The sequence below is a fragment of the Maricurvus nonylphenolicus genome (assembly GCF_042854845.1).
Lineage (GTDB): Bacteria > Pseudomonadota > Gammaproteobacteria > Pseudomonadales > Cellvibrionaceae > Maricurvus > Maricurvus nonylphenolicus.
Genome location: NZ_AP031498.1, coordinates 4,905,617 through 4,919,187, shown reverse-complemented (window position 1 = coordinate 4,919,187; position 13,571 = coordinate 4,905,617). Strand labels below are relative to the sequence as shown.

The window sequence follows — 13,571 nt, the reverse complement described above, 5'->3', positions numbered from 1 at the left end:
ATGCCAATTGCCGGTAACTTGCGGGTTTCTTTACACTCTTTCTGTTATGTTATAACATCTTGCGTTTCCACGTCTTAACCTGTTACAGGGCATTTCCAGCGGTATGAAAACGATCCAGGCCTATTCTGATAAGGCGGCTATTAGCCTGTCACTCCTCTGTGCGCTTCATTGTCTGGCTGTGCCTTTATTGGTGGTCTACTTACCGACCTTGGCGCTGCCTGCGTTAACCGGTGAGGCCTTGCACCTGTGGTTACTGGTTGTGGTAATCCCTGTCAGTGCCTTTGCTATGTTTCTGGGTTGTAAGCAGCATCAACGTTATCGGTTGGGTTTCTTTGTCGGGACAGGCCTTAGCGTATTATTTATCAGTGCGATCTTTGGTCACGACTGGTTTGGCGAGATGGGCGAGCGCGTTTTGACGTTGGTTGGTTCCAGTATCATTGCCTTCGGCCACTTCCAAAATTTTAAGCTATGCCAAATCGATAAAGATTGTGAGTGCTCATCCAATACTAAGGCGGCCGCCTAGTGAAACGTGACTACTTCGTTGAGCGCGAGACCTTAACCCAGGGCAGTACACTTGCTCTGGATGAGGTGATTGATGAGCTGGCGTTCAATGAGCAGGGATTAATCCCGGTGATTACGCAAGAGGCCTCTACCCGTGAGGTCTTGATGATGGCCTGGATGAATAAGGCGGCAATTGAGAAAACCCTTGAGAGCGGTAAAATGGTTTACTGGTCTCGCAGCCGTGAACAGTTTTGGCTTAAAGGTGAAACCAGTGGCCACTTCCAGGTGTTGCAATCGATGCACTTTGATTGTGATGGCGATTGCCTCTTGTGCCTGGTTGAGCAAACCGGCCCTGCTTGCCATACCGGCCGCAAACATTGTTTTTATTATGAAGTTGATGCGCGTCAGCGTGTAGTGTCTATCACCAGTTCAGCACCCTAGTCTCACGACCTGGGGGCTGCCACAATACAGTTTTCCCCATGAGCAACCATTCGCAAAACGATAAAGCCATTCAGGCTGTCCCCACCAATATCATTACCGGCTTTTTAGGCGCCGGAAAAACCTCTGCTATTTTAAATCTACTCAAGTACAAACCTGAGTCCGAGCGTTGGGCGGTACTGGTTAATGAATTTGGGGAGATTGGTATCGACGGCAGCCTGTTCGGTGGCCAGCATTCTGAAGGCAGCGGTGTATTTATCCGTGAAGTACCCGGCGGCTGCATGTGCTGTGCCGCAGGCCTGCCGATGAATATTGCCTTAAACCAATTACTGCAAAAGGCCAAACCCGATCGTTTGTTGATCGAACCTACTGGCCTTGGTCATCCAGTGGAAGTGCTGGAAGTCTTATTGGCGGAACATTATCAAACCGTGTTAAGCGTCGAGAAAATTGTCACGCTGGTGGATGCCCGTAAACTGACCGATTCCCGTTACACGGAACATAACACCTTTAATCAGCAAATCGATATTGCCGATGTTGTGGTAGGCAATAAACAAGACTTGTATGAGGCGGGGGATAAAGAGCGTTTGGTTGACTATGTGAATGCTCGCCCGGTTAATCAAGAGGATGACTCTGTCAGTGTTCTGTTTGCCGAGCAGGGACGGATGTCACCGAATATCTTACGCGGTAAAACCGCTGCCGTTGCCCATCTGCATCACCACCATCACCATCATGAAACGCAGGCAGGCGAGAACATTAATGAACAGCCGATTCCTGACAGCGGTTATCTCAAGGTTGAAAATGAAGGCGAAGGCTTCCGCTCTGTAGGTTGGCGCTTTGACCCGGAACTGGTTTTTGACAGAACTAAATTGTTTAGCTTCCTCAGCGGTTTGGTGGTCGAGCGAATGAAGGCGGTGTTTATTACCGAAGACGGTATCTTTGGTTACAACCTGACTCCTGACGCCTTAACCGAAATGGAGCTGGATGATTGTCTGGAAAGTCGTATCGAAATCATTGCCCCTGAATGCGAAGAGCAATGGCATGAGCAACTGTTGGCGTGCGTGAATAGCTAAGGTTGTTTTTTAGTCGCGTTATCTAAGGCCACGGTTCTCGTGGCTTTGCGCCTGTTATCCACAGCTTCCTCAGTCGATCATCCAAGATAACTGTGGATGTTCTTATTGAATTACCCTTTATTTACTTCATTGATTAGCAACACAATCCCGAAGGGCTAAAGTGTTACGATAAAATGCCTGTTAAGCGTTAGCGGCAGGAGGCTGATAACCAATCTTCGCCGCCAGTTCCTCTTCTTCATACTGCGCTTGCAATGACTGCAATGGCTTACCTGCAACCGCTGTGACATCTTTAGGATTTAATTCCTCGCCACAAGCAGAACAACTCATCACCGGGCGTGTACGCTGACCGCAGGTTTGGTGGATATGAATAATGGGCTCCTCGCCAGCTTCAACCATCCATTGGTTACCCCAATCTACTAACGACATGATGACCGGATACAGGCCTTTGCCGCGTTCAGTCAGGCGGTATTCAAATCGGCGGCTGCTTTCTCCGTAGGGGACCTTCTTTAAAACCTCGTGTTCCACCAGATGCTTGAGCCGGTCTGTGAGTACATGGCGGGTCATGCCCAGCTGTTGCTGGAATTCTTCAAAGCGGCGGGTGCCCAGAAAGCAGTTGCGCAGGATCAACAGGCTCCAGCTCTCGCCAATCACCGCCAGGGTTTTGGCAATGGCGCAGGGGTTGTCGGCGTGTTCGGCCCATTTCATAGGTGTCTCCGGGGCTGCTGCTGGTTATTTGTCATGCAATTGTAGCTTGACTAGTTCCTTTTGGGAACTTAATATTGGTTTTTAGTTCCCAAAAGGAACTTATTATTGATTTTTAGTTCCCAAAAGGAACTTATTATTTTGATTCCCCAATCCCTGCTCCGGATGTGATGAGGCCCCACTATGACTGTGTCTGAAACCAAAAAAACCAATGCCGTCTGTGCCAGTTGCGATATTGGCTGTCCACTGGTGGTGGAGTCCAAAGATGGCGAGGTGGTGAAAATTGGCACCCACGATAAGGCGCCGATTAAAGACTATATCTGTATGAAAGGCGCGAACGCCCATGTCGGCTTTACCAGTGAGCACCGTATTACCAAACCGTTAAAACGTGTCGGTGAGCGTGGTGGTGACAGCTGGGAAGAGATCAGCTGGGAGCAGGCCATGACGGAGATTGCAGAAAAGTTGTCTCAGGTTGTGGATAAACATGGCCCGGAAAGTCTGGCGGTGGCCACCAGCCAGTGGAATACCTCAAACGATAATGGCATGGGCCGCCGCTTTATGAACCTGCTGGGTTCCCCTAACTGGATTAGCGGCGTGGCCCTGTGTGCGGGGAATACTGCCGCAGTGAACCGCATGACCTATGGCTGGTTCCCCTACGCGGATTTTAAAAATACTAAATGTGTGGTGCTATTTGGCCACAACCCGCGTAAACATTCCTGGACGCCGATTTACCACAAGGTAAGGGCAGCGCAAAAAGAAGGCGCCAAGCTAATTGTTGTTGATCCCCGTCGTAGCTCCAATGCTGACCTGGCCGATGTTTGGTTGCCGATAAAACCGGGCACCGATGCCGCCCTGTGTCTGGGTTGGCTCAATGTCATTATTGAAGAAGAGCTCTATGACAAAGATTTTGTTCGCGATTGGACGGTGGGTTTTGATGAGCTTAAAGCGCGTGTTGCGGAGTACCCGCTGTCCAGAGTGGCGGAGATCACCGGTGTTGATGAAGAGCTGATTCGCGAGGCTGCCAGAGTGTATGCCGAAGCCGAGTCGGCTTGTATTCCCTGGACCCCGATTACCGACCAACAGCGTAACAGTACTTCCGCCATCCGCTTGCAATGTATTTTACGTGCGCTTACCGGCAATGTAGACAGCAAAGGCGGTGATATTCTGCATGGTTTAAACCAGGACATCATGCTTGAGGATGATCTGGAGCTGCATCATATGTTGCCCCAGCAGCAAAAGGATAAACAGCTGGGGGCCGATAAGCATCCGGTTTTTACCTACCGCGGTATGGAGGCTTTAAAAGAACCTGCCAAACGTGTTTGGGGCAGGGAGTACGTTAATCTGCTAACGGGATGTTTTATGGCTGTTCCCTACAGCACCTTTCGTGCGATGGCGGGGCAGGGGCCATACCCGGTCAAGGCTTTTATCAGTTTGGGTAACAATAGCCTGATGGGTTATTCGAACATGAAACTGATTTATGACGGCATGATGAATCAGGATCTAGTGGTTGTACATGAACATATTATGACCCCCACCGCACAATTGGCCGATTATGTATTGCCGGGTGACAGCTGGGTAGAGCGCAACACCTTTTATGATTCCCTGGGCTGGGTATCAGCGATCATGATGTCGAACAAGGCTATCGAGCCACCGGGTGAGTGCCGAAGTGTGTTTGACTTTTGGTGTGACCTGGGACGACGTATGGGGTTTGAGGAATACTTCCCCTGGCAATCAGTAGAAGAGTTGTATGATCTTCGGTTGGAAAAGCTTGGCATAAGTTTTGAGGAATTTTCTCGCACCAAGGCGATGAATGCCCCTAAGTTGGCCTACAAAAAGTATGAGCAAACCGGTTTTGCCACACCATCGGGCAAGGTTGAACTGGAATCCAGCATTTTGGCCGATCTCGGATTCGATCCTTTGCCCTATTACATCGAAGCCCCTCAACCGGATGCGGATTATCCGTTAATGATGTTTACCGGTGTCAGAGAAGATGAATTCTTCCAGACCGGTCAGCGTCATATTCCTGTACTGAGAAATCGTAACCCAGAGCCCAAAATCTTTCTTCACCCGCAAGATGCCGAGGCGTTAGGGGTTGAAGACAATGAGTGGGTATATGTGGAAAACCCTGCGGGCAAAGTCAAAGGCCTTATGGCAATCCGCGAGAATATGCCAGCAGGTGTTGTACGTGTACCTCATGGTTGGTGGCGGCCTGAAACGCAACAAGGCAAAGAACATCTCTCCAGTGCTTGGGAGATCTCCGATGCGCAACTGACCATTGATGATGTTGCGTTTATTGATCCTGAACAGGGGATACCGCATCTTCGCGGCATGCCGTGCAAGGTTTATAAAGTATAAATAGTGATGTAAAACAAATCAGAGAGAGACAATATGAGTTTTCAATACCCCAATTTTGGCAGTAATAGCTTACCTACTATCTTTGAAGCGTTTCCTAAACGTGCATCGTTAATGATGGCATTGATGGTTGATGTGATGTCGGACACCGAAGAGCTATCGAAGTTGGATAAAGAACTGATCTTTACTTTTACTTCTTATCAAAATGCCTGCCATTTTTGTTTTGAGTCTCACAAGGCAGTGGCTCAGGCCTATGGTATGGATCAGGAACAGTTTGCCCAGATTGTTGAGGATATTGAGGCCGCCGATATTGAACCGCGTTTAAAGACGGTGTTTGCATTTGTGCAGAAACTTTCCAATTCGCCGTCGAAAATAGTCGAATCTGATGTTGAGGGATTAAGTTCTGCCGGTTATAGCGAAGCCGCGGTTGTGGATATTATCAGCGTGTGTTCCCTGGCGAATTATATGAATCGATTTGTTGATGGCCTGGGGGTGGATATCACCAGTGAGCAGGCTCAACAAATGGGCGCTGCGATGTTGCAGGGGGATGGTTACGACATGATGCGGCAACATGTTGAAGGCCTGGCATCCGAAGCTTAAGCATGTTTAAAAGTTGGCAGATTAAATTTGGCTGCCGACTTTTTATACCAGCTCACGGTACCATTGATGTTCAGGGTCGTTATCGAAGGAAGGGTTTCATTGTAACCCGACCTGATAATCAGGTGCCGCATGTACTGCAGCGTAATCGGCGGCATTCGGTGGTCCGGGTTGTACCCAGGATCTTAGTGGTGAAGAGACTCAGTACTCACCAGAATGGTCCGGTAACCTGGGCGTTGAATATCGCACGCAGTTGACTGATTTCATTGATATCAAGGCGGGTATCGATCTTCAGTATATGGGTGAATTCAACAACACTACCGATAATGACCCTGTAACGTGTCAGGATGCTTACACCAAGGTCAATGCCCGCATTCAGCTTGCCGGTAACGATGAAACCTGGTCCGTTGCTCTACTGGGTAAAAACCTGACCGATAAAGAAGTCGCTACAGCGCCTAACGATATTCCATTAGGCAACCTCGGTTTCGCCGGTAGTTACTTCTACTTTATGGAAGCCCCAAGAAGCTATGAAGTTCAGGCGACTTACCGTTTCTAAAGTAGGACATTTCTAGCAACAAAATGTAGCTATGCTTTATGCACGCCGTTCATCTCTGTTTCGTATGAGGCAGAGATGAGCGGTTTTTTATTGGCAGCATGAAATTTACGGCTGAGGGTAAGGCACCACATCTAAATCTGCTTTGTAGGGACCATAAAAGTCATCATAGAGTTTTTGTATGGTTCCGTCCCTGATTGCCTTTTTTACGCCTGATTCTATAAATGCTTTTAGCTCAGGCTCCATGTTTTTATCAATATAGTAAAGCAAGCCTACAGAGAGTTCGTCAGAGCATTCAGATAAGGTGAACAGATCCTTATCAATCTGTGCTGCTGCGGCTGCAATGCCAAAACCTTCTACTGTCATCGCCAGGTAGTCAACACGCTCAGCAAGCAACATTTTAATGCCATTGCTGTAAGACTTTACCGTTGTTAGTTTGATGGGAATGCCAAAGAAATCTACGGCTAAGTCAACTTCCGATTTATGGGCTATCACTGCCAGTCTGGCATTACTGTCTTTATCTAATGCGTAAAAGGAGGTCTTATTGCTGCGTTTTGAGATAATGGCGCATTGTAGCTGAAATAGCACTTCTGATTTGTCATATTTCTCGGCGAGGTCGGGGAAGGTAATATAGGTACTAAACTCTGCCGCTAAAAATACCCAATTGGGATAGGTGTCTTGGCTGATGGCTTGATGAACCCTGAGGGTGGGCATCGACTTAAATTCCTGTGAATACTTGCTGTCGGACAAAATTTTATCCATCAGTAAGTGACCCACATTGGTTGTTTTGAACTCTTCTGATTTAATGTCCTCGTCGAATGGCGATGCGCTTAAAAAGGTAATGTCGGCTGTGTGGGTGTAGCTTGATGCAACGGCTATACCTATCCATAGGACGCTTCGAATGTAGGTAGAGAGATCACCAAGAAAAGCGGATATCGTCATTATGTGGCCACTGGGACTAAGGCTCTATGGGAAGGGCTTGTGTATCATTACTAATATTAGCCAATGACTGAATTTTCTCAAAGCTAAGAGAGCTGTGCTTACGGTAGATCTTCGCAATGGTGCCGTCGTTTAGCATACGTTCTAATTCTCGATTAAATCGGTCTCGCCAAATCTTGCGCGAGGGGTGGAATCCCATCCACATAGGGCTGGTTGAGTAGGCGGGATGTAAAAAGCGTATTTGCTTGTTTTGGTAGGGCGGTAGCGCTGTCAGTGCAATCAGGTCACCGTAGGCGGCGGATAAGCGTCCACTCAGCAGCATGCGCCACTGGCTGCTGCCACTATTCACTTGTGTCCATTGGACATTTATGTGTTGCTGTAATAATTCCAATTGCGGGTTGCCACGCAGAATGCCAACGCTCTTGTTTTCGAATTGCCGCAGGCCTTTATAGGATTTGAAGTCACTGTCGTCTTTAACAATAAAGCCAGCGATATAGAAGTGCACGGGGACTTCCGTATAGATCAGTTGCTCAAGGTAACCTGAGGTGTAGGGCATGACATCCATACTACCGATGATGACATGGCGCGCGCAGCGTAGCGGCGGCATCATGGCATAGTCGGCTTGTAGGCCCATGGTAGCGCTAATTTGATCGATGATGTCGACCAGAATGCCCCGTACCTGTTCTTGGCTTTTATAGTAATAGGGAGCCAATTCAAATGAGCAGACTTTCAATGTCTCTTGGGAGTTGTCCGCAGAGGTCGTAGCGTGGCCTACGTTCGCAATTGTAAGTAGGCTCAAAGTAATGTGTAGCCAAGATCTCATATGGCAATCAAAAGCAGCTTTATCATACTGCTTAAGTATAGATGCCTTGCTTGGTGGGCAATACCCCAAAGTCTAGGCTTTAGTAGAGAGGCAGCAGGTTTTTTGCGGAGTTCAGGCTAAGTTATTGTTGTTTAGACAATTACTTGGAATATAAGGACAGATCCGTAAACTTAAGGTCTGTCGATATAGGTTTTAATTTATGACTTTCATAGCCTCTTCTTTTGCCACAATGGGATAGTCTTCACGGCTTGCACGAATAGGTATCTGAGAACTTTTCATCTCGCCCTTATGTTTAAGCACAACATGGTCAGCGTGAACCTCTAATAGCTCACCAATAAAAGGCATATCGCCGAGTAGTTCGGGTGCTCGGTAGCACACAATATCACCTGTCGTGAAAGTTGACGCATCGGTGTTAAAGTTAAATGGACATTCTTTGTCTTTCTCGGTAACCATGGATTTCATTGCGGTATCCTGTATCTAGATCGTTAAACGTATTAAGGTGTTTCGGCCTGCGAAATATCTTCAATAGCGGATAGAACACTTGTTTCAATCTCTGAGAGGAGCTCTTTCTTCTGAGTATCCTTATCATCGATTGCGGAGCCCACCACATGGAAAACAGCCCTTTGCAGTTCGATGATGTGAAGCAGTGAGACCTCCCAGTAATCATGTAATGGCACGGCATTTTCCAGCTTGCTTCGGACTATGTTAGGTTCATAGAGCCAGGCCATCAGGCAATATAGGGCGGCATCTACCATGCTGAGCTCGAGATTCTTTGCGTTCCCGTAGCCCAGCGATGCAAATTTTTGTTTGGCCTCAGGGCAGCGTGTATAAAACAATTTAAGTGCATAAGGTGTAATGTCTCCCACCTTCTCTGCGGTGTTATCTAGAATTTCTTCCAGTAACTGTTTCTTTGTGGCTGACGTCATTCGAACTACCCTTTTACTCCGATCGGCCCGGATATTAATGGCCCACAATAAGCATGTTATCCGGCCGAATAATCTGAGAATATTTCGCGCAGATCCTTTTTACTGATTTTCCCAGTAGCTGTGTGTGGAATTTCATCGATGAACTGAACGTCATCTGGAATCCACCACTTGGCTACCTTGCCTTCTAGGAAACTGAGGATTTCTTCTTTCCCGGCATTGACACCGTCAACTTTTTTAACGATCAATAGGGGCCTTTCAGTCCATTTAGCATGAGGAACGCCAATAACGGCGGCTTCTGCTACTGCAGGGTGGCCAATGGCGGCATTTTCCAAATCTATGGAACTAATCCACTCGCCTCCCGATTTAATGACGTCTTTAATTCGATCGGTAATTCGCATAAATCCCTGTGGGTCTATGCTTGCTACATCGCCTGTTGGAAAGAATCCATCATCATTCAAGGGGGCACCAGTTTCCTGGCGGAAGTAGCTGTTACACACCCAGTTACCTTTGACTTGCACTTCGCCTGTGGACTCGCCATCCCAGGGTTGTTCGGCGCCAGTTTCGTCGATAATGCGTATATCAACGCCAAAGATTGGACGGCCTTGTTTTACTTTAATCTCATCAAGTTCTTCTTTGGGAAGCTTTGCCATACCAGATTTCAGTGTATTGAATACACCCAAGGGGCTGGTTTCTGTCATGCCCCAGCCTTGCAGTGTTTTAATGTTATGGCGTTGCTCAAACTCGCCTATGATCGAAAGTGGACATGCGGCACCGCCAACAACAACACGATTGAGGCTCTCCAGTGTTTTTCCTGTTGTGCGTAAATATTCGAGTAAAGCTAACCATATCGTTGGTACACCAGCAGATATTGTTACACCTTCACTATCAATTAATTGCTGTAAGGTTTCACTATCGCCCATCTGGCTTCCAGGCAGTACAAGCTTGCTGCCGACGATAGGTGCAGCATAGGGAATGCTCCATGCATTAACATGGAACATGGGGACGATGGGTAATACCGCATCGTGGCTGGATAGGCACATGACATCCGGTGTGATTGTGGCATAAGCATGCAACAAGGTGGAGCGGTGGCTGTAAAGAACGCCTTTGGGATTACCGGTGGTGCCAGATGTATAACACAGCCCACTGGCTGCATTTTCATCCAGTTCAGGCCAGTCAAAAGCGTCTGGTTGGTTACCGATATAACTTTCGTAATCCACGACACCGGACAAACTGGTTTCTGGCATATGCAGAGAGTCGGTTAATACGACAATTTGCTTGAGGCTTGGAAGTTTGCCTTGCAGTGTTTCCAGCAATGGCAAGAAAGCAGGATCAGTAAACAGCAATTTATTTTCGGCGTGGTTGACAATGTATTCGACTTGCTCAGGGAAGAGGCGTGGATTAATGGTATGGCACACCGCACCATAGCTGGGAATGCCGTAGTACAGCTCAAGGTGGCGGTGGTCATTCCAGGCTAGCGTGGCAACACGATCTCCAGAGCCAACGCCGCTGCCTTTTAACGCATTGGCCAGTTGTCGAACGCGGCGAAAGGCATCAGCATAGGTGTAGCGATGTCTCGGGTTGTCGGGGGTCACCGACACAATTTCCGTATCTTTATGGGCCTTTTCGGCGAAGCGCATGACCGATGTGATCGATAGCGGTAGTGTCATCATTTGACCGGACAACATGAATTTTCTCCTGAATATTGCGAACTAATTTCGATAGTCTGGTTATGGGTTATGAAAAGTTGAGAGGGTAGTGCCCCATAACTCTAAAGAATGACGGAGACCAAATGATTTCATCGGGAGTGACCGTAACGCCTTTGGTGCGCTCACAAAACTCTAACAGCGCATGACGGGCTTCCATCCTGGCCAGTTGGTTACCAAGGCAGAAATGTGCACCACCGCCAAAGGATACGTTGGCGTTTTTCTCGCGCAGGATGTTAAAAGTATCGGGGTCTTCAAAACGGCGTGGATCGCGATTACCTGCAGCCAAATGCAGCCAAAGTACGGCATCTTTGGGTAGCATCTTACCGCCAACTTCAAAGGGTTCGGTCAGTACGCGCCAGATGAAATGCACGGGCGTGTCATAACGCAGGCCTTCTTCGATTGTGGCGTTTACCTTGCTGGGATCATCGCGAAGAATCGCGAGTTGATCAGGGTTTTCGAGTAAAGCGCGTGTACCATTACCGATCAGACCGATAGTGGTTTCAAAACCAGCAATCACTAATCCGATGGTTTGTGAAATGAGATCGTACTCTGAAAGGGTTGAATCTTGCTTGGCTGATAACAGCAGTTCGCTGATTAAATCGTCTCCCGGATTCTTTTTTCGCTTGGCAATCAGGTCTTCAAAGTAATCAGCCATATCGTTACCGGCTTGTGCGGTAGCTTTTTGATTCTCTGGCGGTAGAAAGCGGCCGAAAAACGCATTTGTGCGTTGTGCGGTCAGCAGATCAAACATTTCTCGATCTTCTTCGGGAATACCAACAATCGAGCAAACCATACGTGAGGGGATCACCATAGCCATGTCTTTGATGAGATCTAAGCCACCTTCAGCCATGGCCTTATCCATAATTTCTTTAACGGTTTCTTCTACCGAGTTTTCCATTTTCTTAACCGTTTTCATGTTAAGAGAACGTACGACAAGCTGTCTTAAGCGTGCATGGGTTTCGCCGTCTTTATTCAGCATGAAATCGTGGAAGCTGCCGCGCTCGTCCAATGGATTAAAACCAGGGGAACTACCATCTGACAGGGTCTGACTGGTTTTGGCGTGCCTCAATACATGGCCAATATCGTCAAACCGAGAAATGCGCCAGGTGTTTACCGGTGTTAGGTTGACGGGGTCATTCTCGCGCAATGCGTTAATTTGCGGGTAGGGGTTAACGCGATAGTCTGGCTCAAAAGGATTCAGGCCTCCCCAATCACCGGGGCCACCATTAGCCGTAACATTTTCTTCATGCGCGGTGTAGTCGATTTCAATGTTCATGGATTCCATAGTGATTCCTCTGCTTCAATTCTTTAATATCTAATAATTGTTTGGGTATATCCGCTATTAGAATTCAGTGAAGAAGTTTGCAAGGTCGGTTAAGGCCTGCTCTGCTTCGGGTAAATAGGGTGAAAATGCTTGCCACACATGCACCATCCCTGGATATACTTTTAGTTCACCTTGGCCTCCGTTGGTTTTGTGCTTTTCGAAAAAACGAAGGCTGTCATCGAGTAGTACTTCAGTATCGCTGACTTGCATATGTAAGGGTGGCAGGCCTTTAATGTCTCCATGCAGTGGAGAAACGTTTGGGTCGTTAAGTGGGGTTGTGCCACCGTAGATGGTACCAAGGCCCTGAATGGCTTCTCGAGTGAGTAAGACATCTGTTTGCAGATTGCTGTCGATAGATTCTCCGCTGGCGGTAAAATCACTGAGTGCAGAAAACGTAGCAGCAGCGGTTGGCATACTTTTTAGTTGATTCTGACAGTTAACCAGTGTTGAAAGTACCAGGCCTCCACCAGCAGAATCGCCAACGAGAAACAATTGCTTGGCGGTTTGTGGGCATGTGGGAGCATTGTCCCAAAGCCAATTGGTCAGACTCACAGCATCATCCAGGGCTGCAGGGTAGGGGGCTTCGGGGGCCAGTCGATAATTGGGGACAAGAATGGCCATCCCGGTGCGTAAAGCAATACGTGATACCATCGCTCGATGGGTTTCAGCAGAGCCGGCGACCATTCCGCCGCCGTGTAGATACAGCATGCGCCGATTATGATCGGCATTACTGTGGTACACCCATTCACATTCGAGCCCATTAACGACTACAGGGGCTATGTAAGTGTCTGGTGCCAAGTCCAGGGTTTTAAGCATGGCGGGGGGTTTGTTTTCAAACCCCATAAATACCCGATCTACGGTTTCGCGCAGACCAGGAATAAATTCGCTTGGGTCACGTGCAGCTAATCTATCTGTTTCGCTGCGCATATAGCGCTCTACTTCGAGTGCTTCGTAATGTGTCATGGCGAACCTTTGTATGGCTGTTATTGAATGGTGCTGTGTTTATTTTGACGATTTAGAGCAGTTTGAAGATGTCGTAAACAACTTCACCGTTCTCGAAGGTTCGCAGCTTACCCACGCAAACGATATCGTTGAGCCAGCTGTACTTTTCTGAGTTAGTTTCGATGTAAGGGGCGCTACGGAAGTAAATGTCGTCACCAGTCAGACATTCACCTGCTGCGGCTCGACCCATCAACTCTTCAGTCATGCAGACGATGCCGTTGTAGTGAAGGTAGGCTTGGCTGCCATCGTCCAGAACGGCGTTCATGCGAACATCCAGTTTCCAGGTGCCATTCGGCATAACTTGAATCCAGTCTCCGGCAGGGGGAACAACCTCGCCACGGATATGGGGGCCTTCGAAGCTGGCGTTAGACACTTCAAAGATGAGTCTATGGTTAATTCGTGCGGCGGCATCAAAGGAGATGCTGCCCTTTAATGTCATTAGATATGCGGTTTGGGCGGATTCAACAACCATGAGATTCTCCGGAAGTAAGTTATTTGATTGAGTGCATTATTCCGTGGTGCTGAATAGCTGACCCCCCTTATATCAATAGAACTCACAGCCACTATTTGTGGTGGTGAGTGGGGGGAGGCCTGGGGGTACACTTTGGTGCAATAAGTCATTTCTATCAGCTAAGGTA

Annotated in this window: 15 protein-coding genes; 6 read left to right on the top strand and 9 right to left on the bottom strand. The window is 48.0% G+C overall.

Annotation, left to right across the window (positions count from 1 at the left end; all coding sequences use genetic code 11):
- Positions 1-103: 103 nt before the first annotated feature.
- From ACGHZ6_RS21320 to ACGHZ6_RS21310, 3 genes are read left to right on the top strand one after another with little or no spacing between them, the layout of a single operon-like run.
- A complete protein-coding gene (locus ACGHZ6_RS21320; RefSeq protein ID WP_390616073.1) occupies positions 104-523 on the top strand; it encodes a MerC domain-containing protein in 420 nt (139 codons plus the stop codon).
- Positions 523-942: a phosphoribosyl-AMP cyclohydrolase gene (hisI, locus tag ACGHZ6_RS21315; protein ID WP_390616072.1), complete on the top strand. Its 420-nt coding sequence runs from the start codon at positions 523-525 to the stop codon at positions 940-942. Before ACGHZ6_RS21320 ends, hisI begins: the two co-directional genes overlap by 1 nt.
- Positions 943-980: 38 nt before the next feature.
- Positions 981-2,009 carry a CobW family GTP-binding protein gene (locus ACGHZ6_RS21310; protein ID WP_390616071.1) on the top strand — a complete coding sequence of 343 codons (1,029 nt, stop codon included), beginning with the start codon at positions 981-983 and terminating at the stop codon, positions 2,007-2,009.
- A gap of 180 nt (positions 2,010-2,189) precedes the next feature.
- Here ACGHZ6_RS21310 and ACGHZ6_RS21305 read toward each other — a convergent pair whose 3' ends face one another.
- A complete protein-coding gene (locus ACGHZ6_RS21305; RefSeq protein WP_390616070.1) occupies positions 2,190-2,714 on the bottom strand; it encodes a winged helix-turn-helix transcriptional regulator in 525 nt (174 codons plus the stop codon).
- A 180-nt stretch (positions 2,715-2,894) separates the two neighbouring features.
- Here ACGHZ6_RS21305 and ACGHZ6_RS21300 point away from each other — a divergent pair, with 180 nt between their 5' ends.
- From ACGHZ6_RS21300 to ACGHZ6_RS21290, 3 genes are all read left to right on the top strand, one after another.
- Positions 2,895-5,066 carry a molybdopterin-dependent oxidoreductase gene (locus ACGHZ6_RS21300; protein WP_390616069.1) on the top strand — a complete coding sequence of 724 codons (2,172 nt, stop codon included), beginning with the start codon at positions 2,895-2,897 and terminating at the stop codon, positions 5,064-5,066.
- Between the two features lie 33 nt (positions 5,067-5,099).
- Complete coding sequence (locus ACGHZ6_RS21295; RefSeq protein WP_390616068.1) at positions 5,100-5,663, top strand: carboxymuconolactone decarboxylase family protein; 564 nt, start codon at positions 5,100-5,102, stop codon at positions 5,661-5,663.
- Positions 5,664-5,913: 250 nt separating this feature from the next.
- Entirely contained in the window at positions 5,914-6,216 is a 303-nt protein-coding gene (locus ACGHZ6_RS21290) for a hypothetical protein (RefSeq protein ID WP_390616067.1), read from the top strand.
- A 105-nt stretch (positions 6,217-6,321) separates the two neighbouring features.
- On the opposite strand, the gene ACGHZ6_RS21285 is transcribed toward ACGHZ6_RS21290, so the two are convergent.
- The 8 genes from ACGHZ6_RS21285 to ACGHZ6_RS21250 all read right to left on the bottom strand — a co-directional run bounded on the left by ACGHZ6_RS21285 (position 6,322) and on the right by ACGHZ6_RS21250 (position 13,405).
- Entirely contained in the window at positions 6,322-7,155 is an 834-nt protein-coding gene (locus tag ACGHZ6_RS21285; RefSeq protein ID WP_390616066.1) for a hypothetical protein, read from the bottom strand.
- Between the two features lie 16 nt (positions 7,156-7,171).
- Positions 7,172-7,885 (bottom strand): substrate-binding periplasmic protein, encoded by a 714-nt coding sequence (locus ACGHZ6_RS21280; RefSeq protein WP_390616065.1) that lies wholly within the window; start codon positions 7,883-7,885, stop codon positions 7,172-7,174.
- A 282-nt stretch (positions 7,886-8,167) separates the two neighbouring features.
- On the bottom strand, positions 8,168-8,437 hold the full coding sequence (locus ACGHZ6_RS21275; RefSeq protein WP_390616064.1) for a hypothetical protein: 270 nt from the start codon (positions 8,435-8,437) through the stop codon (positions 8,168-8,170).
- Positions 8,438-8,469: 32 nt separating this feature from the next.
- Positions 8,470-8,901: a hypothetical protein gene (locus tag ACGHZ6_RS21270; RefSeq protein WP_390616063.1), complete on the bottom strand. Its 432-nt coding sequence runs from the start codon at positions 8,899-8,901 to the stop codon at positions 8,470-8,472.
- Between the two features lie 56 nt (positions 8,902-8,957).
- Positions 8,958-10,586 carry a long-chain-fatty-acid--CoA ligase gene (locus tag ACGHZ6_RS21265; RefSeq protein ID WP_390616062.1) on the bottom strand — a complete coding sequence of 543 codons (1,629 nt, stop codon included), beginning with the start codon at positions 10,584-10,586 and terminating at the stop codon, positions 8,958-8,960.
- 49 nt (positions 10,587-10,635) lie between these two features.
- A complete protein-coding gene (locus ACGHZ6_RS21260; RefSeq protein ID WP_390616061.1) occupies positions 10,636-11,892 on the bottom strand; it encodes a cytochrome P450 in 1,257 nt (418 codons plus the stop codon).
- 57 nt (positions 11,893-11,949) lie between these two features.
- The gene (locus ACGHZ6_RS21255; protein ID WP_390616060.1) at positions 11,950-12,894 is read right to left on the bottom strand and encodes an alpha/beta hydrolase; all 945 of its coding nucleotides are present in this window, start codon (positions 12,892-12,894) and stop codon (positions 11,950-11,952) included.
- Between the two features lie 52 nt (positions 12,895-12,946).
- Complete coding sequence (locus ACGHZ6_RS21250) at positions 12,947-13,405, bottom strand: DUF3237 domain-containing protein (protein ID WP_390616059.1); 459 nt, start codon at positions 13,403-13,405, stop codon at positions 12,947-12,949.
- Positions 13,406-13,571: the final 166 nt, after the last annotated feature.